We start from the raw sequence: 22648 nt of genomic DNA on the forward strand, positions 1-22648 counted from the left end.
CTCAATCGGGCCCGCCTCAATCGGGGATACGCAGCACCAGCTTGCCCCGGCGCCCGCCGGCCTCGATCCGCCGGTGCGCCTCCGCGGTCTGCGCCAGCGGCAGGACATCCTCGACATTGACCTCCAGAGTACCGGCGGCCAGTCGCGCGAGGCCATCGGCCACGACCTTCGCCTGGCGCGCCAGCCCCGTCCGGCTGCGCTGCAGCATCGGGGTGAGCATCAGCTCCAGATGGATGGCCGCGTTCTGCAGCCGCGCCGGGTTCCAGTCCATGCCGTCGGGGGGTGCCAGCAGGGTCACCAGGCGGCCGCCGAAGCGGATCTGCCCCAGTCCCTCGACGAAGGTGTCACCGCCGACGGTATCCAGCACCAGGTCGAAATAACGCCCGTCAGTGAAGGCGGCGATATCCGTCGCGGCTCGGTCACTGCGGATGTCCACGTGATCCGCCCCCAGGGCATGCATCACCTCCACACCGGCATCGCTGCGCACCAGCCCGAGCACTCGGGCACCGGCGGCCCGCGCCAGCTGGACCGCCATCTGTCCGACTCCTCCACTGGCCGCATGGACCAGGACATAGTCGCCCTTCTGCAGCCCGCCACGGTCGAACAGCGCTTCCCGGGCGGTAATCCAGGCCAGCGGCAGGGCCGCCGCTTCGGCGTCGGAGACTCCGTCGGGGACGGGCACCAGGGCAGCCTCGGGCACCAGCGCCTGTTCGGCACAGGTCCCCGGATCGGCGCCGGTGCCACCGAAACAGAACGCCACGCGCTGCCCCGGGCGAACGTGCTTCACCGCGTCGCCGCAGGCCTCGACAACACCCACCCCGTCGCAGCCGGGGGTGTTGTGCGGCGCGCCCTCGACCAGCATGCCACCGGCACGGACCTTGGTGTCGACCGGGTTCACGCCGGCCGCCAGCAGGCGCACGCGCACCTCGTCGGGTTCGCGGATCACCGGATCGGGGCATTCGCCCAGGTATAAAACGTCGGCGGAGCCGGGCTCGTTGAACAGAATGGCTTGCATGTCACTCCCTGAATAGAACGATTGGAAACGTCACAGTCCGATCCCGATACCGATGCCGAAGTTCACGCGGCCGGGTGCGGACGGCGCGCCCACCGGCCACAGGTGCAGCTGCCGGGCTTCCAGCACCGGGAAGCGATATTCCGCCTCGCCGATCCGGCCAGTCTCCACCGCGGTGACCGGCCCGGTGGCCGTCACGCGGCGCCCGGGGCGATAATCCACCGGATCGAGGAAGCCGTCCACCACGACCCGGAAACGCCCCTGACTGGCCGCCCCGGTGCGTGGCTCCTGCCCCCGTAACGGATAGGCCAGAACCTCGAGCACGGTGGTTTCGGGGCCGTGGTCGACCTCGGCGATGACGCCGCCCCACATCTGGTCGGTCTGCGGCAGCCGCTCGGCGGTAACCGCGCGCGGCTCCACCGGTTCGGCGGGGCGCGGCGCCTCCAGCGGCGTGGCCGCGCAACCCGCGAGCACCAGCGCCAGCAGGACCGCCAGCAGAGCCCGCGCAACGCCCGACACGCGACGGGACAAACAACGGTTACCGGATCTGTATTCGTACATCGGATTCACCGGAAGTGCCCGTCGTGATACGGATGGTGATGCAGCGGACGGGGGTGACGCCAGCCGGGCCCGTAATAACCGCGGGGCATGCCCGAGTGGTACCACGGGTCATACCACGGGTCGTACCAGGGATCGTACCGCCGGTCCTGCGGAAACGGACGTCGGTCCCAGAGATGCACGACCTCGGCCTCCAGCCGCACGAACTCGTAGGCATGCTCGCCAATGCGGCCTTCTTCGCTGCCCGCAATCCGTCCGCGCACGGTCACCTCGCGCCCCGGGGCATGGTCTCGCGGTTCGAGGAAGTCGTCCGCGCACACGCGAAACCGCCCGGGGGAGACATCGGTTTCCCGCGGCCGCGCATCGCGTCCCAGAGGGCGCGCGACGATCTCCAGGCGGGTCCCGTCGTCAGTATTCTCGACCTCTGCGACCACCCCGCCCCAGACCACGAGCGCACCTTCGGCGGCAGCCACATCGGCACGCACCGCGGCCAGATCCAGGCGCTGGTCGGGAAGCGGCCCCAGCCGTTCGGGCACCGAGGCGCAGCCGGCCACGCCGAGGCCGACGATCAGCAGCAGTGCCAACCGGACCATGCGGCTGGAACACGGTATTCCGGGAACAGAGCGAGCGCGGGAGCAACGGGGCATGGCAAGTTCCTCACAGTCATTCCGGTAGACCGCCGACGCCCCGCCCGGGTTCTCGCATGGCCATCAGCCGGCCGGCGTACCCACCTCCGGATCGGACAGGGCCTGCACCGCCAGGACCTCGTGCTGGGCGTCTTCCACCGCCTGCAGCAGCATCTCCGGCGAGACCCCGGCGATCGCCCAGGCCTGTTCTTCCAGCGGCGGCGCATCGGCCCAGTCGCGCGAATCGATCTCGGCGAGGTGAGCGCCGGTGTTGGCCAGATGCACCAGCGCCACCGAGGGTCGATGGCGATCGCTGGCGGACAGCGGATCATGGTGCCAGGCAATACCCTCCACCAGGGCCTCGGGCAGCCCCCAGCGCTCGGCCAGCGCCCCGCCCAGACGGGCATGGTCGAAGCCCATCTGTTCGCGCTCGGCGGCCTGCGGCGACGGGCCCTGCGCGGTATCCAGGCTCGCCAGGAAGGCGCGGTGTGCCGCTTCGGGCGACTGCGAGAACAGCAGCAGCTTGCCCAGGTCGTGCAGCAATCCCGCCAGAAAGACCACGCCGGCCGCACGCGGGGCCACCTCCTGCGCCAGCTGCCGGGCGATGACGGCGCAGTAGGCCGAATGACGCCAGAAGGTCTCCAGCGGCAGACGCTCCTGCTCGGGGAGGGTGTTCATGGAGCGCGTCACGGCACTCGCCACCACCAGACGCTGCAGGACGTCGCGCCCCAGCATCGCCACCGCCCGCTCGATCGAATCCACACCACGGGCCGGCGCATAGGCGGGGCTGTTGGCCAGCCGCAGCACATGGGCCACCAGACCGGGATCCCGCCCGAGCGCCGCAGCGATCTGCGGCTGGGTGCTTTCGTCGTCGTCCAGCAGCCGCGAGACCTCGAAAACCACCTGCGGCATGGCCAGCAGCCGGTCCGCCGCCTCCACCCGGGCCTCAAGGCTTGCAAAGCCCGTCTCGTCGCTCATCGGATCTCCTCCCGTGCGGCATTGCCCTTCCGCGCCGCTCCTCAAGCTTAGCCCCTGCGCTGCCCCGACGCATCCCGGAACGGGCGCTCTTGTTCGCATTCCGGAGCGGGACCATACTCGAAAAGCCGATTCGGCGATTCGACAAGGAGACACCCCATGCAACCACTGCGAACCCTGAGTGCCGCCGTGGCGCTGGCCGCACTGTTCCCCGGCCTGGCGCTGGCCGACCTGCACACCGAATCCGTGACCTACGAGCACGACGGCCAGACCTTCGAGGGCTTTATCGCCTGGGATCCGTCGGTCGACGGTCCGCGCCCGGGCGTGCTGGTGGTCCACGAATGGTGGGGACACAACGACTACGCCCGCAGCCGCGCCGAGCAGCTGGCCGCGGAAGGCTACACCGCCTTCTCGCTGGACATGTACGGCGACGGCCGCACCGCGGACCATCCGTCCGAGGCCGGCGAATTCGCCGGGCAGGTGCGCGAAAACCGGGACATGATGCTGGAGCGCTTCGGCGCAGCGCATGACTACCTGCGCGGCCACGATCAGACCGCGGACCAGCCGGTGGCGGCCGTGGGCTACTGCTTTGGCGGCACGGTGGCGCTGGAAGCAGCACGCGCCGGAGCCGATCTGGCCGTGGTGGCAAGCTTCCATGGCGCACTGGCCACCGAGCACCCGGCGTCGGCCGACACCCTGAAGCCCGAAGTCCTGGTCTTCAATGGCGCGGCCGACCCGATGGTGCCGAAGGAACAGGTGGATGCCTTCCGCGAGGAGATGGACAACGCCGACGCGGACTGGACCCTGGTGGATTTCGGTGGCGTGCTGCACAGCTTTACCAACCCCGACGCCGACAGCATCGCCGAGCGCTTCGACATGCCGGTGGGCTATGACGAACGCGCCGACCGGGATTCCTGGCAGCACCTGCTGGGGGCCCTGGAGCGTCGCCTGAAGTAGACCCGACGCGGGCGCTGCACGAACCTCCCGGGGGGCTCAGAACCCCCGGAGGTAGATCAGTACGCCCAGGAAGATCACGGCCAGCACCGCGGCCACCAGCACCCCGCGGAACCATGGCCGCGACCACAGGCGATCGCTGGGGGGATCGAAGCTGGCTTTCCCGGAGCCGGTCGCGGCCGCGGTCTCCCCGCCCTGCTCCGAGGCAGGCCCCTCGGCCTCCGGCGCGGCCTTCGGCCCCCCGTTGAGCTCCAGCTCCAGATCACGGATGCGCGCGCGCAGGGATTTGTTCTTGTGCACCGCCTCGGACAGCTCGCGTTCCCGCTGTTCAAGGCTGGCGCGGAGCTGCCCCAGCGTACTCCCCTGATCGGAGCACTGCGTCTTCAGCTCGTGCTGTGCAGTCTCGGCTGCCGCTGCGCGCTCGGTCTGCTGATTGCGCTCCCTGCGCAAGCGCTCGGCGGTCTTGTTTGCCGCATCCCGCTCTTCCCGGGCCTTGTCCCGTTCGCGCTCCAGCTCGACCAGCTCGTGCTCCAGCCGGATCACCTCGCCTTCCAGCTCGGTCACGCGCTGCTGGCGGCTCTCGTCGGCCGCCGCCCCGGCGGCCTCGTCCGCCTGCTCCTCATGCGCGTGTTCGAGCTCCTCGCTGGCCTGATTCAGGCGCTCACGCGCCTCCTCCAGTTCCTGCTCGAGCGAACGGCTCTTTTCCTCATATTCGTCGGCGCGCTGATAGGCCGCGGTGGCATCATCGCGGGATTCCGCCAGGGCCTGGCGCAGCCGCTCCAGTTCGTTGTGCAGCTCGCGGTCGCCGGAGGAGCTCTGACGCAGCATGAGTTCCCGGCGCAGCCGCTCGACCTCGTCACGCAGGTGGCGCAGCTCGGCCTCGGTCTCTTCATCGGGTGCGGCGTGTTCGGGCAGAAGCTCGGCCACGACCTCGCGGACCCGTCCGGGGACAAACGGCTTCTTGAGCACGGCGTTCGCACCCATGGAACGCCAGTCTTCCTCGGACTGTTCGTCATTCTCCTGCCCCGTAACGATCCCCACGGGCAGATCCGCCGGCACGCCGTCGGCGCCGTCCCGGATGCGCATCAGGAGGTCCTGCCCGTCGAGCTTCGGCATGGAGAGGTCAGTCAGCACCAGACCGATGTCGTTCTGCTCCTGCAACCGGGCCCAGGCCTCTTCCCCGTCCGCGGCCTCGTACACGGTATGGGTATCCCGGAGGATGCGCTGCAGGGCCACGCGGATGACCTTGGAGTCATCCACGACCAGAACGGCCGTACGTGGCCCGCCTTTGCCGGCGCCGGCCCCGGGCGTTTCGCTCGTCACTGCTTCCGCCATGGTTACCCCCTGAATGCCTCGATGCCTTTCCGTGGCCTCCCGCGCGCACGCACCGATCGACCTGTCCATGCTTCAGATTACGGACGATCGCCGAACAAAGCCACCCCGTCGGGGCGGACACCCCCGGACGCCCTTCACGTTTTGGATCCAGGCCGTACTATACGGGGCTGGATTTCCAGTCGATTGCGTAGAGGTCCCGCCGGCGGTCGCGCAGGTTGCGCACCGAACCGTGGTTGCGCAGTTCCTTGAGATTGTCCAGGTCGAGATCCACGATCAGGGTCATCTCCGTGTTGGGAGTCGCCTCGGCCGCCACCGCGTCATGCGGGAAGGCAAAGTCCGACGGAGTGAACACCGCAGCCTGCGAATACTGCATGTCCATGTTCTCCACCCGCGGCAGGTTGCCCACCGAACCGGACATGACCACGTAGCACTCGTTCTCGATGGCCCGGGCCTGGGCGCAGCGACGCACGCGCAGGTAGGCGTTCTTGGTATCGGTCCAGTAGGGGACGAACAGGATCTGCAGGCCATGATCGGCCATCACACGGGGAAGTTCGGGAAACTCCACGTCGTAGCAGATGAGGATGCCGATCTTGCCGAAGTCGGTGTCGAAGACATGCACCTCCTCACCGCCCTGCAGGCCCCAGTAGCCGATCTCGTCGGGGGTCACGTGCAGCTTGTACTGGCGGTCCCAGGTCCCGTCGCGGCGGCACAGGTAGGACACGTTGCGCAGCACGTCGTCGTGGTACTCGGGCATCGACCCGGCGACGATGTTGATGTTGTAGGACAGCGCCAGGCGCACCATCTCCTCGCGGATGTCCTCGGTGTACTCCGCCAGCCGGCGCACGGCCTCGGCCGGATAGTCCTGGTTGAACGCCCCCATCAGCGGTCCGTTGAAGAACTCCGGGAACAGCACGCAATCGGCCCGATAACCCGACACCGCATCGACGAAGTACTCGACCTGCTGGAACAGGGCATCGAGGTCGGCGGTAGGCCGCATCTGCCACTGGACCACGCCGATGCGCACGTCCGAGCGGCTTCCGCCGATCAGCTTTTCCTTTTCCTCGTAGTAGATGTTGAGCCATTCGATCAGCGTGGCATACGCCCCGGACTTTTCGTCGTCCGGGAGGTAGTCCGTGATGATCTTGCGCACGTGGAAGTCGTTCGCCAGCTGGAAGGTCAGGATCGGATCGGTGACCTCGTGGTTCTTGACCTTCTCCACGTACTGCTGCGGCGTCATCTCTTCACGATGGGCCTCGTATCCGGGGATGCGTCCGCCGGCCACGATTGCGCGCAGGTTCAGCTTTTCGCACAGCTCCTTGCGCGCGTCGTACAGGCGCCGACCCAGCCGCAGGCCGCGGTAATCGGGGTGCACGAAGATGTCCACGCCGTAGAGCGTGTCCCCGTCCGGGTCGTGAGTGGTGAGAAAGCCGTTGCCGGTGATCTGCCAGTAGTTGTGGTGATCGCCGAAGCGCTTGTACTCGACGATCAGGCTGATGGCCGCCGCCACCACCTTCCCGTTGTCCTCGATGCAGATCTGCCCTTCGGGAAAGCGCGTCACCTGGGAGCGGAACTGCGCCTCGCTCCAGGCCCCGTCCAGGTCCTGGTATACCCGCTCCATGATTTCGCGGATGTCGTCGTAGTCCTCCAGTCGGGTCTGGCGCAGAGTGAGGACGTGCTGGGTGGAATCGCTTTCCTGACCTGAGGTCATGCGGGGCTCCGTTGGTATGGGGCGACGGGCGCGGGCGCCCGCCGGGTCATGCCTGCAGGATACAAACATCCGGCGACGCGCGGAAACCGGGACAGGTCTTCCACGGTATTCCACCCACGAAAAAGGCCCCGCACGGGGCGGGGCCTTTTTCGTGTCGCAGGGCGGACCCTGCGGTTACGCGCTGCGCGCCTCGCGCTCGGCCGCGGCTTCCGCCTTGGCCTCGTCGCTGTCGTCGTAGCCGATATTCGGCGCGAGCCAGCGCTCAGCCTCCTCGAACGACATGCCCTTGCGCTTCGCATAGTCCTCGACCTGGTCGCGGTTGACCTTGCCGAGGCCGAAGTAACGCGACTCCGGGTGCGCGAAGTACCAGCCGGAGACGGCCGACACCGGCAGCATGGCGTAGCTCTCGGTGAGCGTCATGTCGGCGTTTTCCTCCGCCTGCAGCAGCTCCCAGAGCGTGGCCTTCTCGGTGTGCTCGGGGCAGGCCGGGTAACCGGGTGCCGGACGGATGCCCTGATACTTCTCTTCGATCAGGTCCTCGTTCTCGAGCTGCTCGTCCGCGACGTAGCCCCAGTAGTACTTGCGCACGTATTCGTGCATGCACTCGGCAAAGGCCTCGGCCAGGCGGTCCGCCAGGCTCTTCACAAGGATGGCGTGGTAGTCGTCGTTGGCCTTTTCATATTCTTCGGCCTTCGCATCCACGTCACCGCCGGCACTGACGGCAAACGCACCGATGTAGTCCGGGCCACCGGCCTCCTTCGGCATGACGAAGTCCGCCAGCGAGTGGCTGGGCTGACCGCGACGCTTCTCGGTCTGCTGGCGCAGGTGGTGCAGTTTCTTCAGCACCTGGCTGCGGTTCTCGTCGGTGTAGACCTCGATGTCGTCGTGATCGACGCTGTTCGCCGGGAAGAAGCCGACCACGCCGCGGCAGGTGACCCACTTCTCGTCGATCATCCGCTGCAGCATCTCCTGGCCGTCCTTGAACAGCTTGCGTGCCTCCTCGCCGACCTTTTCGTCTTCGAGGATGCGCGGATAGGCCGCATGCAGCTGCCAGGAATGGAAGAACGGCGTCCAGTCGATATACTCCTTGACCTTGTTCAGGTCGAAGTCATCGAAGCGCAGCAGCACCGAGCCATCGCCGTGCGGATGCAGCACGGTCGGCTCGCCCGGCAGGTCCTCGGTCTCCAGCGCCTTCGGCTTCGCCGGGGCGTAGGCGGACCAGTCGATCTCCGGCTTGTTGGCGCGCGCCTTCTCCAGCGACAGCCACTGGACCTTCTTCTTGCGCCCGGCGTTCTGCACGCGCAGCTTCTCGTATTCCTCGCGGATCTCGGCGGCGTAGTTCTCGCGCAGTTCGGGGCTGATCAGGCTCTGGGCCACACCCACGGCACGCGAGGCGTCCTTCACCCAAACCACCGGGCCGGAGTAGTTCGGCTCGATCTTGACCGCGGTGTGGGCGCGCGAGGTGGTCGCGCCGCCAATCATCAGCGGCGTGGTCATGCCCTCGCGCTCGAGATCGGCGGCGAAGTTGGCCATCTCCTCCAGCGAGGGCGTGATCAGGCCGGACAGGCCGATGACGTCGACATCATGCTCCTTGGCGGCCTTCAGGATCTCGGCACCCGGCTGCATCACGCCGATGTCGATGACCTCGAAGTTGTTGCACTGCAGGACCACGCCGACGATGTTCTTGCCGATGTCGTGGACGTCGCCCTTCACGGTGGCCATCAGGATCTTGCCGTTGTTCTCGGTACCGGTCTTCTCGGCCTCGATGTACGGGATCAGGTGGGCCACGGCCTTCTTCATCACGCGCGCGGACTTGACCACCTGCGGCAGGAACATCTTGCCCTCGCCGAACAGGTCGCCGACCACGTTCATGCCGTCCATCAGCGGGCCTTCGATCACCTGGATCGGGCGGTCGTAGGCCTGACGGGCCTCTTCAGTGTCGTCCACCACGTAGGTGTCGATACCCTTGACCAGGGAGTGCTCGAGGCGCTTGCTGACTTCCCACTCGCGCCACTCGAGGTTCTCTTCCTTCTTGCCGCCGCCCTGGCCCTTGTATTCCTCGGACAGCTCGAGCAGCCGGTCGGTCGCGTCGTCGCGACGGTTCAGGACCACGTCCTCGACCGCTTCCTTCAGCTTCTCGTCGATGTCGTCGTACACCGCCAGCTGACCGGCGTTAACGATCCCCATGTCCATACCCGCCTTGATGGCGTGGTACAGGAACACGGCGTGGATCGCCTCGCGGACCGGCTCGTTGCCGCGGAAGGAGAACGACACGTTCGACACGCCGCCGGAGATCAGCGCGTGCGGCAGATCATTCTTGATGCGACGGGTGGCCTCGATGAAGTCCACGCCGTAGTTGTTGTGCTCCTCGATACCGGTCGCGACCGCGAAGATGTTCGGGTCGAAGATGATGTCTTCGGCCGGGAAACCGACCTTCTCGGTCAGCAGCTTGTAGGCCCGGGTGCAGATCTCGACGCGGCGCTGCTCGTTGTCGGCCTGGCCGTCCTCGTCAAAGGCCATGACCACGATCGCGGCCCCGTAGCGGCGGCACAGCTCGGCCTGCTTGATGAAGTTCTCCTCGCCCTCCTTCATGGAGATCGAGTTGACCACCGGCTTGCCCTGCACGCACTTCAGGCCCGCCTCGATGATCTCGAACTTGGAGGAGTCGATCATCACCGGCACACGAGCGATGTCGGGCTCGCCGGCCAGCAGGTTGAGGAAGCGGACCATCGCATCTTGCGACTCCAGCATGCCCTCGTCCATGTTGACGTCGATGATCTGGGCACCGCCCTCGACCTGGTTCAGCGCGACTTCCAGCGCGACGTCGTATTCCTCGTTCTGGATCAGGCGCAGGAACTTGCGCGAGCCGGTCACGTTGGTGCGCTCGCCAACGTTCACGAACAGCGAGTCGTCGGTGATGTTGCACGGCTCCAGACCGGACAGACGGCAGGCCGGAGAAACCTCCGGCACCTTGCGCGGCGGGAATTTCTCGACCGCCTCGCGCATGGCGCGGATGTGCTCGGGCAGGGTGCCACAGCAGCCGCCGATGATGTTCAGCATGCCCTGTTCGGCCCACGGGCCGACATCCGCAGCCATCTGCTCCGGGCTCTCGTCGTAGTCGCCGAATTCGTTCGGCAGACCGGCGTTCGGGTGCGCGGAGACGTGGGTATCGGCGATGCGCGACAGCTCTTCCACGTACTGGCGCATTTCCTTCGCACCCAGGGCGCAGTTCAGGCCGATGGACACGGGGTTCGCGTGGCGTACCGAATTCCAGAAGGCCTCGGTGGTCTGGCCCGACAGGGTGCGCCCGGAGGCATCGGTGATGGTCCCGGAGATCATGATCGGGAGGTCCTTCCCGAGCTCGTCTTCCAGGGTCTTGACCGCGAAGATCGCGGCCTTGGCGTTCAGGGTGTCGAACACCGTCTCGATCAGCAGCAAGTCGACGCCGCCCTCGATCAGGGCCTCGGCGGCCTCCTTGTACGCAGCGACCAGGGTGTCGAAATCGACGTTGCGCGCACCCGGGTCGTTCACGTCCGGGGAGATCGAGGCCGTACGGTTGGTCGGGCCAAGGATGCCAGCAACGAAACGCGGCTTGTCCGGGGTCTTCTCGGTCCAGGCGTCGGCGGCCTTGCGCGCGAGCTTGGCGGATTCGCGGTTCAGCTCGGGGACCAGGTCCTCCATGTGGTAGTCCGCCATCGCGATGCGGGTACCGTTGAAGGTATTCGCCTCGATGATGTCGGCGCCGGCCTCGAGGTAATCATTGTGGATCTGCTCGATGATGTCCGGGCGGGTCAGGGAGAGCAGGTCGTTGTTGCCCTTCAGGTCGGATTCCCAGTCCTTGAAGCGCTCGCCGCGATAATCGGCTTCCCCCAGCTCGTACAGCTGGATGGTCGTGCCCATACCGCCATCCAGGATCAGGATGCGTTCTTTCAGGGCGTTCTCGATATCTTGTCGCGTTGCCGTCATGTGCGGTACACCATTGGTTTCAAATGTCATTACTTTAGCATGCCGGGCATCGAACTCCGGTCATGTCCCGCCGGTGGCGGGGTCACGGCCCGGGACGCATTGGCGCCCCGGGCCGGAGCTGTCACGATAGCGGAATGCAGGAATCCCCGATCCGCTGGTATCTGACCGCCCCGCAGCCCTGTCCGTACATCACGGACGGGCGCGAGATGCAGTCCCTGCTGGTCGACCCCGAGGCCCGGCTGGATGCCGCCGGCTTCGGGGCCCTGCTGGCCGAGGGCTTTCGCCGCAGCGGCCGTTTTGTCTATCGCCACCACTGCCCGGCCTGCGATGCCTGCGTGCCGGTGCGCATCCCGGTGCCCACCTTCCGGCCGAACCGCAGCCAGCGCCGCTGCCTGCGCGCCAACGCCGACCTCGATATCGAACATCGCGCCCCGCCGGGGGCGGGGGACGGTCGCACCGAGGCCGACCTGGACGAACACATGCCGCTGTTCCTGCGCTATCTGCGCAACCGCCACGCGGGTGGCGGCATGGAGCAGATGAATCGCGAGGAATACGCCGGCATGCTGACGGAACGCAGCGCCCCGGTGGAGCTGCTGGAGTTCCGCCGCGCCGGACAACTGCTCGGCGTCGCCATCACCGATCGTACGCCGCAGGGGCTGTCGGCCATGTATACCTTCTACGAGCCGGATCTTCCGGCCCGTGCGCTGGGCACGTTCGGCATCCTGTGCCAGATCGAGCATGCGCGGAACCTGGGCCTGCCGCATGTCTATCTCGGGTACTGGATCCCGAACGCACCCCGCATGGACTACAAGATACGCTTCCGCCCCGCCGAGGGTCGACGGGGCGGAATCTGGCGGGGCGGGCCCCGGACGACGCACGCCCGCGGGACCCGCGATAACGGGCCTTCTTAGTCCGGCTTGCGGAAGCGGAAGATGCCCCAGGTCAGGTACCCGGAGTTGCCCCCGTCGACCCAGTGCTGCAGGCCCTGCTTCATGCGGTCCATGTAGTCCTGCGAGATGAAGCGCTTGAGCTCGTCCTCGCGGGATTCCAGCTCCTGCTTCACGCGACCGTAGTGCGTCGAGATCTGCCCGGAATGCTCCTCGAAACCGATCTCGCGCAGCCCGGCCTTCTGCGCCGCATCGCGGTACAGGGACGGGGAAGCCAGCGAATCGAGGTGGATCCGCGCAAGGATCGGGTCCAGCACGCCCCCGGGGCAGTCATCGGTCTGCATCGGATCGGTGAAGATCAGCCAGCCACCCGGCTTGAGCAGCCGCGCCGCCTCCTGGATGACCTTGTACTTGTCCTCGTTCGGGCTGTGCAGGAACGAATCCTCGGACCACACCACGTCGTAGGTCGCGTCCGGCTCGTCCACCTTCTCGAAGGAACCGTCGACCACGGTGATCTTGTGGTCCAGCTTGCGCGCCTTGTTGATCTCGCGATCGCGCTCGTTCTCCTTCTCGGAGAGGTTCAGCGCGGTCACGTCACAACCGTAGTTCTCGACCAGGTAGCGGGCCACGCCACCATAGCCCGCGCCCATGTCGATCACGCGCCATTCCGGCTGCGGCTCGCCCAGCAGGTCGGCCATGTGGGCGACGGTACGGCGGCTGGCATCACCGATCGGCTCGTCCTGGTACTCGTACAGGCCGATATGCAGGTCTTCACCGCCCCACACCATCTTGTAGAAGGTGTCGGCGTCCGCACTGTTGTAATAGTCGCGCGCCGTTTCAACGACGTCAGAATACTCCTGGCTCATCGATCCTCGCCCTCGATATAGGTCTTGTCGGCGACGTGAATGAAGAAGTCCGGGTCGGCCTCGCGATAGGTCTCCTGGAAGTCCCCGTAGGTGTCGATCTTCTGGAAACCGACCTCGCGCATCAGGCGGCGGACGTAGGCCTTGCGCAGCGGGAACATGTTCAGGAAGTACTCGGAACCGTCAGGGAAGCGGTACTGGAAACGGGCCAGGCCTTCGTCGACGTGGGCCGGTTCCACCTGCACGTTGTCACCGCAGTAGTAGTACGTGTGCTTGGACGAGTAGCCGTGATCCAGGATGGTGTCGTAGTTGCGCTGGTCGAGGATCAGCACGCCGTCGTGGCGCAGCGCGGCATAGAACTCGGCCAGGGCCTTGCGGCGGTCGTGCTCGTTGAACAGGTGGGTGAACGAGTTGCCGAGGCAGACCACGGCGTCGTAGTGGCCGTGGATGTCGCGGTTGAGCATGCGCCAGTCAGCCTGCACCGTGCGCAGGATGTGGCCGCGCGAACGGCCGTTCTCGAAGGCCTTGACGAGCATCTCGGGGCTGCCGTCGGCGGTGACCACGTCAAAGCCCGCCTCGATCAGCTGGACCGAGTGGAAGCCGGTACCGGCCGCGACGTCCAGCACGCGCTTGGCGCCGCGCTTCTTCAGTTCCTCGATGAAGAACGTGCCTTCGCTCTTGGCGCGGCTGTCCCAGTCGATCAGATCGTCCCACTTGTCGACAAAACCCGTGGTGTATTCCTCAAGGTAATGGTCGGTATCGCGGGTTTCCGTCGGCTTCTCGCCGAAGTCCTGATCGTTCTTCACGTTCGCTGACATGGTGATTCCTCTTGGCTTTGCTGCAATGAAGTGCACCCGCAGCCCTCGTGGCCGCGGACGCACCGGGTTACAACACCTGCATGACCGAAAACGACCTCGCATCCCGGGTCGCTGGCATGAAACTTCTCCTGCGAGGACCGGGTACGGGCGGCCCGTCATCGCGGGCTCCCGAGACGGATGCGTTGTTTCCAGCATCCGGCGCCGGCCTGGCCGGCGGTTCCTGACACCCGGAAGGATTCGGTGGTTGCCCGGGTGCCGAGCCGTGGTCTGGCGGCTTTCGCTCGCCTGGCTCGGGGATCGCAAACGGTGCCATGCGTTGCGTCGGAACGCAGGCGTTGTGTCCGAAAGTGTTTTTATACGCTAAAGGTTTTGCGCCCAAATTACAAACCCGCCACCGGCCGCACCGTCCGGCACCCCACCCGCCCGAACGGCCGCGACAAGGCCGGCACCTTCGCTATAATGGCCGTTTTGACGCGATTTCGAGGTCCCATGACTACTCAGGCTCCCGTGCGCCGCGCGCTGCTGTCCGTTTCCGAAAAAACCGGCGTGGTGGAACTCGCCCGCCACCTCCATGAACGCAGCGTCGAACTGCTCTCCACCGGTGGTACCGCGCGGCTGCTGAGCGAACACGGGATCCCGGTGACCGAGGTCTCGGAACACACCGGCTTCCCCGAGATCATGGACGGACGAGTCAAGACCCTGCATCCGCGGGTGCACGGCGGCCTGCTGGGCCGGCGGGACACGGACGCCGGGGCGATGGAGACCCATGACATCCCTCCGATCGATCTTCTGGTGGTGAATCTGTACCCCTTCGAGAACACCGTGGCCCGGCCCGACACCACCCTGGACGATGCGATCGAGAACATCGACATCGGCGGCCCGGCCATGCTGCGCGCGGCCGCCAAGAACTACCGTGACGTGACCGTGGCGACCGACCCGGGCCAGTACCGCACGATCATTGACGCCCTGGACGAACACGGCGGCATCCCGGCCCCGCTGCGCTTTCGCTTCGCCGTGGCGGCGTTCGATCACGTCGCCCGCTACGATGCGGCGATCAGCAATTATCTGTCGGCACTGGATGACGACGGTCACCAGGAAGACTTCCCGGGCCAGCTCAACGCGACTTTCGAGCGCGTCGAATCCCTGCGCTACGGCGAAAACCCGCATCAGCGGGCGGCGTTCTATCGCGACCCGCAGCCGGCTCCGGGGGCCCTCGCCAGCTACCGCCAGCACCAGGGCAAGTCGCTGTCCTACAACAACCTGGCGGATGCCGATGCCGCCTGGGAGTGCGTGCGCCAATTCGACGAAGCGGCCTGCGTGATCGTCAAGCATGCCAATCCCTGCGGGGTCGCGGTCGCCCCGTCCCAGCTGATGAGCTACGAGCGCGCGTTCCAGACCGACCCGACCTCGGCCTTCGGCGGCATCATCGCGTTCAACCGCCCGCTGGAGGGTGACGCCGCGCAGGCCATCATCAGTCGCCAGTTCGTCGAGGTGGTGATGGCGCCGGAGATCACTCCCGGCGCCCTGCGCGCGCTGAGCGCGAAGAAGAACGTGCGCGTGCTGGAGATCCCGGACGCCCCCGCCGCCCCGGGGCTGGACTACAAGCGCATCGGGGGCGGACTGCTGGTGCAGGACACCGACCGCGGCTCGCTGGCCGACGCAGACCTGAAGATCGTCACCGCGCGCGCACCCACCGAGCAGGAGAACCGCGACCTGGCCTTCGCCTGGCAGGTGGGCAAGTACGTAAAATCCAACGCCATCGTATATGCCCGCGACCAGCAGACCGTCGGCGTGGGCGCCGGCCAGATGAGCCGGGTGTATTCCGCGCGCATCGCCGGGATCAAGGCCGCCGACGAGGGTCTGCAGGTGGCCGGTTCGGTGATGGCCTCGGACGCCTTCTTCCCGTTCCGCGACGGCATCGATGCCGCCGCCAGCGCCGGCATCACCGCGGTGATCCAGCCGGGCGGCTCGATGCGCGACGAAGAAGTCATCGCCGCGGCCGACGAGCACGGCATCGCGATGGTCTTCACCGGCATGCGCCACTTCCGCCACTGATCGCGGCCGCAGGAGAACGCTCATGAACGAAACGGCCATCAACGTACTGGTGATCGGCGGCGGCGGGCGCGAACACGCCCTCGCCTGGAAACTGGCGCAGTCCGCGCGGGTCGCGCGGGTGCTGGTCGCGCCGGGCAATGCCGGCACCGCCGGCGAACCCGGCTGCGAGAACGTCGACTGCGCCGCCACCGACATCGACGGCCTGCTAGCCGTGGCCCGGAACGAGGATGTCGCCTTCACCGTGGTCGGGCCCGAGGCACCGCTGGTTGCGGGCGTGGTGGATGCCTTCCGCGCCGCCGGCCAGCCGATCTTCGGTCCCACCGCCGACGCCGCGCGCCTGGAGGGATCGAAATCCTTCGCCAAGGATTTCATGCAGCGCCACGGCATCCCCACGGCGGCGTACGGCAGCTTCGAGGACGAGGACGCCGCGCTGGCGTTCATCGACACCCACGGCGCGCCCATCGTGGTGAAGGCCGACGGCCTGGCCGCCGGCAAGGGCGTGATCCTCGCGCAGACCACGGACGAGGCGCGCGCCGCGGTACGCGACATGCTGGCCGGCAATGCCTTCGGCGAGGCCGGGCACCGGGTGGTCGTCGAGGAATTCCTGCAGGGCGAGGAGGCCAGCTTCATCTGCATGGTGGACGGCGAGCACGTGCTGCCGCTGGCCTCCTCGCAGGACCACAAGGCGCGCGATGACGGCGACCGTGGCCCCAACACCGGGGGCATGGGTGCCTATTCGCCGGCCCCGGTGGTCACCGACACCCTGCACGACCGCATCCTGCACGAGGTCATCGAACCCGTGGTGCGCGGCATGGCCGCCGACGGCGAGGCCTATACCGGGTTCCTGTATGCCGGGATCATGGTCGATGCCGACGGCAACCCGAAGGTGCTGGAATTCAACTGCCGTTTTGGCGACCCGGAGACCCAGCCGATCCTGATGCGCCTGGAAAGCGACCTGGCGGGTCTGGTCGAGGCCGCGCTGGACGGCCGCCTCGACCGGGTGGAAGCCCGCTGGGACCCGCGCGTGGCGCTGGGCGTGGTCGCCGCCGCCGAGGGCTACCCGGACGCATACCGCAAGGGCGATGTGATCGAGGGCCTGGAGGCGGTGGAGCCGCTTCCCGACGCCCGCGTGTTCCATGCCGGCACCACCATCGACGACCATGGGCAGGTCATCACCGCCGGAGGCCGCGTGCTGTGCGTGGTTGGTCTGGGGACCGATTATGCCGACGCGCAGAAAAAGACCTACACCGCCCTCGGGGAAATCCGCTTCGAGGGTATATACTTCCGTACCGATATTGGACACCGCGCCATCGACCGCCCCGCCTGAACGGCGCCGGGGTCGATGGCGGGCGTGTCCGGCCGCAACCCCCCGGAGAAAAAAGATGTCCACCAGCGCCGACACGACGGCCCCCCCGCTCAGCCCGCTCCCGCACGATACCGAGGGCCTGAAACAGTCCATCCGCGATGCCATGGTGCGGTTCGTCGGAAAGGATCCGAAACAGGCCACCCAGCGCGACTGGCTCGATGCCACCTCGTTCGCGGTGCGCGAACGCATGATCGAACGCCGGCTGCTGACCCGCCGCCAGTTCGACGCGGAAGACGTCAAGCGGGTCTATTACCTGTCGATGGAGTACCTGATCGGGCGCATGCTGGAGGCCAACCTGCGCAACACCGGCATCCTCGACGAGACCCGCGAGGCCCTCGCTCAGCTGGGACAGGACTACGACGAGATCGTTGCCTGGGAGGATGACGCCGCGCTGGGCAACGGCGGCCTCGGGCGCCTGGCCGCCTGCATCCTCGAATCGCTGGCAACCCAGGGCTATCCCGGCTTCGGCTACGGCATCCGCTATGAATACGGCATGTTCCGCCAGCAGTTCGAGCCCTACCGTCAGGTCGAGCACCCGGACAACTGGCTGCGCTACGGCAACCCCTGGGAGTTCCCGCGCGCGGAACGCAAATACCCGATCCGCTTCTACGGCGAGGTAGTAGAACACCACCGGAGCGACGGATCGGTACATTACTCCTGGGAAGACGGCGAACAGATCCTGGCCATGGCCTATGACTACCCCACCGCGGGTTATGGCCGGCGCAACGTCAACAACCTGCGCCTGTGGGGGGCCAAGGCCACCCGCGACTTCGATCTGCGCTATTTCAACGAGGGCGACTACATCCGCGCGGTGGCCGACAAGAGCCAGTCGGAGAGCATCTCCATGGTGCTCTACCCCAACGACGCCATCGCCATCGGCAAGGAACTGCGACTCAAGCAGGAATACTTCTTTGTCGCCGCCTCGCTGCACGACATCCTCGATCGCCACCTGGAGCTGGGCTATACCCTGGACGACCTGCCCCACCAGGTCGCGATCCAGCTGAACGACACCCACCCGGCGATCGCAGTGGCGGAGATGATGCGCCTGCTGATGGACCGCCATGAGCTGCACTGGGCCCGTGCCTGGGAGCTGTGCCGCAAGGTATTCGCCTACACCAACCACACCCTGATGCCCGAGGCCCTGGAAACCTGGTCGGTGGACCTCATGACCCGCGTGCTGCCGCGGCACATGCAGATCATCTACCGCATCAACCACGAATTCCTCGAGATGGTGCGCCGGCGCTTCCCCGGCGACGAGGAACGCCTCAAGCGGCTGTCGCTGATCGACGAGGAAGGCGGGCGCAACGTCCGCATGGCCCATCTGGCGGTGGTCGGTTCACACCAGATCAACGGCGTCGCCGTCCTGCATACCGAGCTGCTGAAACAGACCCTGTTCGCCGATTTCTACCAGCTGTGGCCGGAACGCTTCGTCAATGTCACCAACGGCGTCACCCCCCGGCTGTGGATGATCCAGGCCAATCCGGAGCTGACCGAGTTCCTCGGTGAAAAGATCGGTCACGACTGGCAGTACGACCTTGAACGCCTGCGCGCCCTGGAGCCCTGGGTCGCGGATCCGGAGCTTCAACAGAAGTTTCAGCAGGTCAAGCGCAAGAACAAGGAGCGCCTGGCCGCGCTGGTGCGCGAGCGCACCGGCATCCGCATCCGCACCGACGTGCTTTTTGATGTGCAGATCAAGCGCATCCACGAATACAAGCGCCAGCTGCTCAAGCTGCTGCACGTCATCGAGCTGTACAACCGCATCCGCGACGGCGAGAACGTCCCCCCGCGGGTGGTGATCTTCGGCGGCAAGGCGGCCCCCGGCTACCAGCGCGCCAAGGACATCATCCAGGTCATCAACGAGGTCGCGGACGTCATCAACCACGACCCGCAGGTGGGCGACCGCCTGAAGTGCGTGTTCATCCCCAACTACGAGGTCAGCGCCGCGACCGTAATCATCCCCGCGGCGGACCTCTCGGAGCAGATCTCCACCGCGGGCTTCGAGGCCTCGGGCACCGGCAACATGAAACTGGCCCTGAACGGCGCCCTGACGATCGGCACGCTGGACGGTGCCAACATCGAGATCCGCGATGCGGTGGGTGAAGAAAACATCTTCATCTTCGGCATGACCGAATCCGAGGTGGTTGCGCACCGCGCCCGCGGCGAGATGCCCGAGGCGATGCTCGCCGGCCGGCCCGCGCTGAGCCGCGCGGTGGAGATGATCGAGCAGGGCTATTTCACCTGTGACGACAGCGCCACCCATGGGGAGTTGGGACATTATCTGCGTCACGAGGATCCGTTCTTCGTGCTCGCCGACTACCCCGCCTACCGCGAGGCATGTGAACGGGCCGACACGCTGTATGCGCAGCCGGAATGCTGGAACGCCGCGGCGCTCACCAACATCGCGCGCATGGGCTTCTTCTCCATTGACCGCACGGTGCGCGACTACGCGGAGAAGATCTGGGACGTGAAACCGGAGCCCGTAACCCCGGGCCGCAACGGCGACTGATCGGGGCCGACCCGATCACTCGTCCGGGTCGGCGACCTCGGCGATCAGGTCGTGCTCGCGGGCGGCGGTGACCCGCACTTCGATGAAGTCCCCCGCCTCCACCGAGTCGGGATCGGCATCCGGCACACGGATCACCCCGTCGATCTCCGGCGCCTCTGCGGCCGAACGCGCGACCACGACGCCGTGTTCATCGGTGCCGTCGACCAGCACCACCGGCTGCGTGCCCACCCGCTGGCGCAGGCGCTCGGCACTGATCTGCGCCTGCACCTCCATGAACCGCGCCAGACGCTCCTCGCGCACCGCCTCCGGGACCGGGTCCGGCAGGGCATTGGCCTCGGCCCCGTCCACCGGCGAATAGGCAAAGGCCCCGACGCGGTCGAGCTGCGCCTCGCGCAGGAAGTCCAGCAGGGTCTCGAACTCGGCCTCGGTCTCTCCGGGGAAGCCCACGATGAACGTCGAACGCAGCGTCAGATCGGGACGTCGCGTACGCCAGTCGGCGATCCGTTCCAGCACCTTCTCCGCCGCGGCCGGACGACGCATGGCCTTGAGCACCCGCGGGTGGCCGTGCTGCAGCGGCATGTCCAGATAGGGCAGCAGCCCGCCCTCCTCGCCGGACCCCATCAGCGGGATCAGCCGGTCCACATGCGGATAGGGATAGACGTAGTGCAGCCGCACCCAGATCCCCAGCCGCCCCAGGGCCTCGGCGAGGTGCGCGATATCCGAGCGGATCGGGCGCCCGCCATGAAAGCCGGTACGGTATTTCACGTCGACCCCGAAGGCCGAGGTGTCCTGCGAGATCACCAGGATCTCGCGCACCCCGGCCTCGGCCAGGCGCTCGGCCTCCGCCAGCACCTCGCCGATCGGGCGGCTGACCAGATCGCCGCGCAGGCCGGGGATGATGCAGAAGCTGCAGCGGTGGTTGCAGCCCTCGGAGATCTTCAGATAGGCGTAGTGGCGCGGGGTCAGACGAATGCCCTCCGGCGGCACAAGGGTCTCGAAGGTGCCCGCCGGCGGCGGCAGGTGCTCGTGCACCGCCGTGACCACGTCCTCGTAGGCGTGCGGCCCGGTCACCGCCAGCACGTCCGGGTGGCGCTCATGGATGGTCTCGGCATCCTTGCCCAGGCAGCCGGTCACGATCACCTGCCCGTTCTCCGCCAGGGCCTCGCCGATCGCCCCCAGCGATTCTTCCACCGCCTCGTCGATGAACCCGCAGGTGTTGACCACCACCAGGTCGGCGCCGGTGTAGTCCCCGACGATCCCGTAGCCCTCGGCACGCAGCCGGGTCAGGATGCGCTCGGAATCGACCAGCGCCTTGGGGCAGCCAAGGCTGACAAAGCCGACCTGCGGCACTGCGCTTGACAATGCGGACATGTTATTCACAACGCGACTCCCGCCCTTTCACGCCGGCCCCGACCCCGGTCAGCGCCAGGCCCGGCCCCATTGACACAAAAAGTATTCTTTATTTTCAGGAACATACCAACAATGAACAAAACTTGACCAACTCAAGGCCCTGCGCCACAGCAAGCCGCTGGCGCCATCCAGTGACAGTTCGTCCACAAAGTTTTCCACAGGTTTCGGGGAAAACTCGCGCGCCCCGGCACAACGCCCCGCAGGACAACGACCTGGCCGGACCGGCGGCCGCCTGCCGCGAAGACCGCCGTCGACTTGCGCCCGGCCACAGGAGGCGGCTATGCTAGCGCACTTTTCGCCCGAACACGCGTGAGTCGACCATGAAAGCCGAGATCCATCCCCAATACCGCGAAGTCAACGTGATCTGCACCTGTGGCACGAAGTTCACGACCCGTTCCACCCTGGGTCAGGACGAGATGCACCTGGACGTCTGCTCGCAGTGCCATCCGTTCTACACCGGCAAGCAGAAGATCGTCGACACCGCCGGCCAGGTGGACAAGTTCAAGCGCCGCTTCGCGTTCTGAAGTCCCGCGCGAGGTCGCATCACGCGGCCCCGCAGGCAGGCGGCGGCCCATCGGCCCCGCCGGCGTGGCCGATCCGGCGAGGGCATCCTTCGGGGTGCCCTCGTTTGCGTGCGGGCTCCGCTCCGCGGCCCGCAGGGTGTATGCTGAAGGGGTGTCATTATCCCGCGACCCCGCGGGTCCTGCAGGCAGAAACCGCATGAACTGGTCACGCATGAACTCGCTGTTCCGTCCGCTGCGCCGGCGTCTGCCGGTACTGGCCCTGATCGCCGTGCTGGGCATGGCCCTGGGCCTGCCCGCCTGCACCACCAACCCGGTGACCGGGCGCTCCCAGCTAATGCTGGTCTCCGAAAACCAGGCGATCGACGCCTCGCGCGAGGCCTACGTCGAAATGCTGTCCGGCGCGCGCGAGGAGGGGCGGATCAACACCGATCCCGAGATGACCGAACGGGTCCACGGCATCACCGGCCGGGTCGTGGCACAGGCCATCGAGTACCGCCCCGAAACCGCGGACTGGGACTGGGAGATCGCGGTCATCGAGGCGCCGGACACCCTGAACGCGTTCGCCATGGCCGGCGGCAAGATGGCGATCTACTCGGGCATCATCGAACAGCTGGAACTGACCGACGACGAACTGGCGCAGATCATCGGCCACGAGATCGGCCATGCCCTGTCCGCCCACAGCGCCGAGAAGATGTCGGTGGCGATGGCCTCCAATCTGGCGGTCACCGGCTTCGCCATCACCGGCGACCGCTCCGAGCTGGCGCTGACCGGCGCCGCGCTGGGCGCGGTGCTGGCGGTGCAGCTGCCCCACAGCCGGCGCATGGAAACCGAAGCCGACGAGATCGGCATCGAACTGGCGGCCCGCGCCGGCTACGACCCCGACGCCGCCCCGGCGCTGTGGCGCAAGATGGCCGAGCAGTCCGGCGACAGCCGCCACCCGGTGTTCCTCAGCACCCACCCGGCGCCGGAAGGGCGCCAGCGCGAGCTCGCCCGGCTGGCCGACGAGGTACGACCGCTGTACGAGGCAGCCCGCGACCGCAATGATCTGCCGACCCACCCGGTCAACTGAACCCACCGCCCGCACA

The 22648-nt window shown here is 66.9% G+C and carries 17 protein-coding genes; 7 read left to right on the plus strand and 10 right to left on the minus strand.

The window, feature by feature from the left end:
* Window positions 1-16 precede the first annotated feature (16 nt).
* From D893_RS09240 to D893_RS09255, 4 genes are all read right to left on the minus strand, one after another.
* Entirely contained in the window at window positions 17-1015 is a 999-nt protein-coding gene (locus D893_RS09240) for a zinc-binding dehydrogenase (protein ID WP_018947047.1), read from the minus strand.
* 30 nt (window positions 1016-1045) lie between these two features.
* Window positions 1046-1531 carry a Slp/YeaY family lipoprotein gene (locus D893_RS09245; protein ID WP_018947048.1) on the minus strand — a complete coding sequence of 162 codons (486 nt, stop codon included), beginning with the start codon at window positions 1529-1531 and terminating at the stop codon, window positions 1046-1048.
* Window positions 1532-1578: 47 nt separating this feature from the next.
* A complete protein-coding gene (locus tag D893_RS09250; protein ID WP_281623685.1) occupies window positions 1579-2163 on the minus strand; it encodes a Slp family lipoprotein in 585 nt (194 codons plus the stop codon).
* Between the two features lie 117 nt (window positions 2164-2280).
* Window positions 2281-3174 carry an HDOD domain-containing protein gene (locus tag D893_RS09255; RefSeq protein WP_018947050.1) on the minus strand — a complete coding sequence of 298 codons (894 nt, stop codon included), beginning with the start codon at window positions 3172-3174 and terminating at the stop codon, window positions 2281-2283.
* Window positions 3175-3330: 156 nt separating this feature from the next.
* Here D893_RS09255 and D893_RS09260 point away from each other — a divergent pair, with 156 nt between their 5' ends.
* Window positions 3331-4128 (plus strand): dienelactone hydrolase family protein, encoded by a 798-nt coding sequence (locus D893_RS09260; protein ID WP_018947051.1) that lies wholly within the window; start codon window positions 3331-3333, stop codon window positions 4126-4128.
* 36 nt (window positions 4129-4164) lie between these two features.
* Here D893_RS09260 and D893_RS09265 read toward each other — a convergent pair whose 3' ends face one another.
* The 3 genes from D893_RS09265 to metH all read right to left on the minus strand — a co-directional run bounded on the left by D893_RS09265 (window position 4165) and on the right by metH (window position 11134).
* Window positions 4165-5460, minus strand: a complete 1296-nt coding sequence (locus D893_RS09265) for a response regulator (RefSeq protein ID WP_110619632.1) — start codon at window positions 5458-5460, stop codon at window positions 4165-4167.
* 157 nt (window positions 5461-5617) lie between these two features.
* Window positions 5618-7168, minus strand: coding sequence for a bifunctional GNAT family N-acetyltransferase/carbon-nitrogen hydrolase family protein (locus tag D893_RS09270; RefSeq protein WP_018947053.1), 1551 nt, complete (start codon window positions 7166-7168; stop codon window positions 5618-5620).
* 174 nt (window positions 7169-7342) lie between these two features.
* Entirely contained in the window at window positions 7343-11134 is a 3792-nt protein-coding gene (metH, locus tag D893_RS09275) for a methionine synthase (protein ID WP_026288984.1), read from the minus strand.
* A gap of 134 nt (window positions 11135-11268) precedes the next feature.
* On the opposite strand from metH, the gene D893_RS09280 reads away from it, so the two are divergent.
* Window positions 11269-12045, plus strand: a complete 777-nt coding sequence (locus D893_RS09280; protein WP_110619633.1) for an arginyltransferase — start codon at window positions 11269-11271, stop codon at window positions 12043-12045.
* On the opposite strand, the gene D893_RS09285 is transcribed toward D893_RS09280, so the two are convergent.
* On the minus strand, window positions 12042-12887 hold the full coding sequence (locus tag D893_RS09285) for a methyltransferase domain-containing protein (RefSeq protein WP_018947056.1): 846 nt from the start codon (window positions 12885-12887) through the stop codon (window positions 12042-12044). The two genes, D893_RS09280 and D893_RS09285, sit on opposite strands and share 4 nt — an antisense overlap.
* Complete coding sequence (locus tag D893_RS09290; RefSeq protein WP_018947057.1) at window positions 12884-13702, minus strand: class I SAM-dependent methyltransferase; 819 nt, start codon at window positions 13700-13702, stop codon at window positions 12884-12886. Before D893_RS09290 ends, D893_RS09285 begins: the two co-directional genes overlap by 4 nt.
* A 489-nt stretch (window positions 13703-14191) precedes the next feature.
* Between D893_RS09290 and purH the strand changes: the two genes are divergently transcribed.
* The 3 genes from purH to D893_RS09305 are packed head-to-tail and all read left to right on the plus strand — an operon-like array spanning window position 14192 to window position 19629.
* Window positions 14192-15757, plus strand: a complete 1566-nt coding sequence (gene purH, locus D893_RS09295) for a bifunctional phosphoribosylaminoimidazolecarboxamide formyltransferase/IMP cyclohydrolase (protein WP_024329239.1) — start codon at window positions 14192-14194, stop codon at window positions 15755-15757.
* 37 nt (window positions 15758-15794) lie between these two features.
* On the plus strand, window positions 15795-17084 hold the full coding sequence (gene purD, locus D893_RS09300) for a phosphoribosylamine--glycine ligase (RefSeq protein WP_024329238.1): 1290 nt from the start codon (window positions 15795-15797) through the stop codon (window positions 17082-17084).
* A 55-nt stretch (window positions 17085-17139) separates the two neighbouring features.
* Window positions 17140-19629, plus strand: coding sequence for a glycogen/starch/alpha-glucan phosphorylase (locus D893_RS09305; protein ID WP_110619634.1), 2490 nt, complete (start codon window positions 17140-17142; stop codon window positions 19627-19629).
* A 15-nt stretch (window positions 19630-19644) separates the two neighbouring features.
* Here D893_RS09305 and rimO read toward each other — a convergent pair whose 3' ends face one another.
* Window positions 19645-21000 carry a 30S ribosomal protein S12 methylthiotransferase RimO gene (gene rimO, locus D893_RS09310; RefSeq protein ID WP_210434092.1) on the minus strand — a complete coding sequence of 452 codons (1356 nt, stop codon included), beginning with the start codon at window positions 20998-21000 and terminating at the stop codon, window positions 19645-19647.
* A 359-nt stretch (window positions 21001-21359) separates the two neighbouring features.
* On the opposite strand from rimO, the gene rpmE reads away from it, so the two are divergent.
* Window positions 21360-21563: a 50S ribosomal protein L31 gene (rpmE, locus tag D893_RS09315; protein WP_018869107.1), complete on the plus strand. Its 204-nt coding sequence runs from the start codon at window positions 21360-21362 to the stop codon at window positions 21561-21563.
* A 211-nt stretch (window positions 21564-21774) separates the two neighbouring features.
* Window positions 21775-22632, plus strand: coding sequence for a M48 family metallopeptidase (locus tag D893_RS09320; protein WP_024329235.1), 858 nt, complete (start codon window positions 21775-21777; stop codon window positions 22630-22632).
* Window positions 22633-22648: the final 16 nt, after the last annotated feature.

This window comes from Thioalkalivibrio sp. ALE21 (genome assembly GCF_003208255.1).
In the GTDB taxonomy this organism is placed as follows: Bacteria; Pseudomonadota; Gammaproteobacteria; order Ectothiorhodospirales; family Ectothiorhodospiraceae; genus Thioalkalivibrio; species Thioalkalivibrio halophilus.

Bases quoted from the DNA above. Each gene is read 5' to 3' on its own strand.
- D893_RS09240 (WP_018947047.1), bottom strand. From the start codon at position 1,015: ATGCAAGCCATTCTGTTCAACGAGCCCGGCTCCGCCGACGTTTTATAC.
- D893_RS09250 (WP_281623685.1), bottom strand. From the start codon at position 2,163: ATGGTCCGGTTGGCACTGCTGCTGATCGTCGGCCTCGGCGTGGCCGGC.
- D893_RS09255 (WP_018947050.1), bottom strand. From the start codon at position 3,174: ATGAGCGACGAGACGGGCTTTGCAAGCCTTGAGGCCCGGGTGGAGGCG.
- D893_RS09260 (WP_018947051.1), top strand. From the start codon at position 3,331: ATGCAACCACTGCGAACCCTGAGTGCCGCCGTGGCGCTGGCCGCACTG.
- D893_RS09265 (WP_110619632.1), bottom strand. From the start codon at position 5,460: ATGGCGGAAGCAGTGACGAGCGAAACGCCCGGGGCCGGCGCCGGCAAA.
- D893_RS09270 (WP_018947053.1), bottom strand. From the start codon at position 7,168: ATGACCTCAGGTCAGGAAAGCGATTCCACCCAGCACGTCCTCACTCTG.
- metH (WP_026288984.1), bottom strand. From the start codon at position 11,134: ATGACGGCAACGCGACAAGATATCGAGAACGCCCTGAAAGAACGCATC.
- D893_RS09280 (WP_110619633.1), top strand. From the start codon at position 11,269: ATGCAGGAATCCCCGATCCGCTGGTATCTGACCGCCCCGCAGCCCTGT.
- D893_RS09285 (WP_018947056.1), bottom strand. From the start codon at position 12,887: ATGAGCCAGGAGTATTCTGACGTCGTTGAAACGGCGCGCGACTATTAC.
- D893_RS09290 (WP_018947057.1), bottom strand. From the start codon at position 13,702: ATGTCAGCGAACGTGAAGAACGATCAGGACTTCGGCGAGAAGCCGACG.
- purH (WP_024329239.1), top strand. From the start codon at position 14,192: ATGACTACTCAGGCTCCCGTGCGCCGCGCGCTGCTGTCCGTTTCCGAA.
- D893_RS09305 (WP_110619634.1), top strand. From the start codon at position 17,140: ATGTCCACCAGCGCCGACACGACGGCCCCCCCGCTCAGCCCGCTCCCG.
- rimO (WP_210434092.1), bottom strand. From the start codon at position 21,000: ATGTCCGCATTGTCAAGCGCAGTGCCGCAGGTCGGCTTTGTCAGCCTT.
- rpmE (WP_018869107.1), top strand. From the start codon at position 21,360: ATGAAAGCCGAGATCCATCCCCAATACCGCGAAGTCAACGTGATCTGC.
- D893_RS09320 (WP_024329235.1), top strand. From the start codon at position 21,775: ATGAACTCGCTGTTCCGTCCGCTGCGCCGGCGTCTGCCGGTACTGGCC.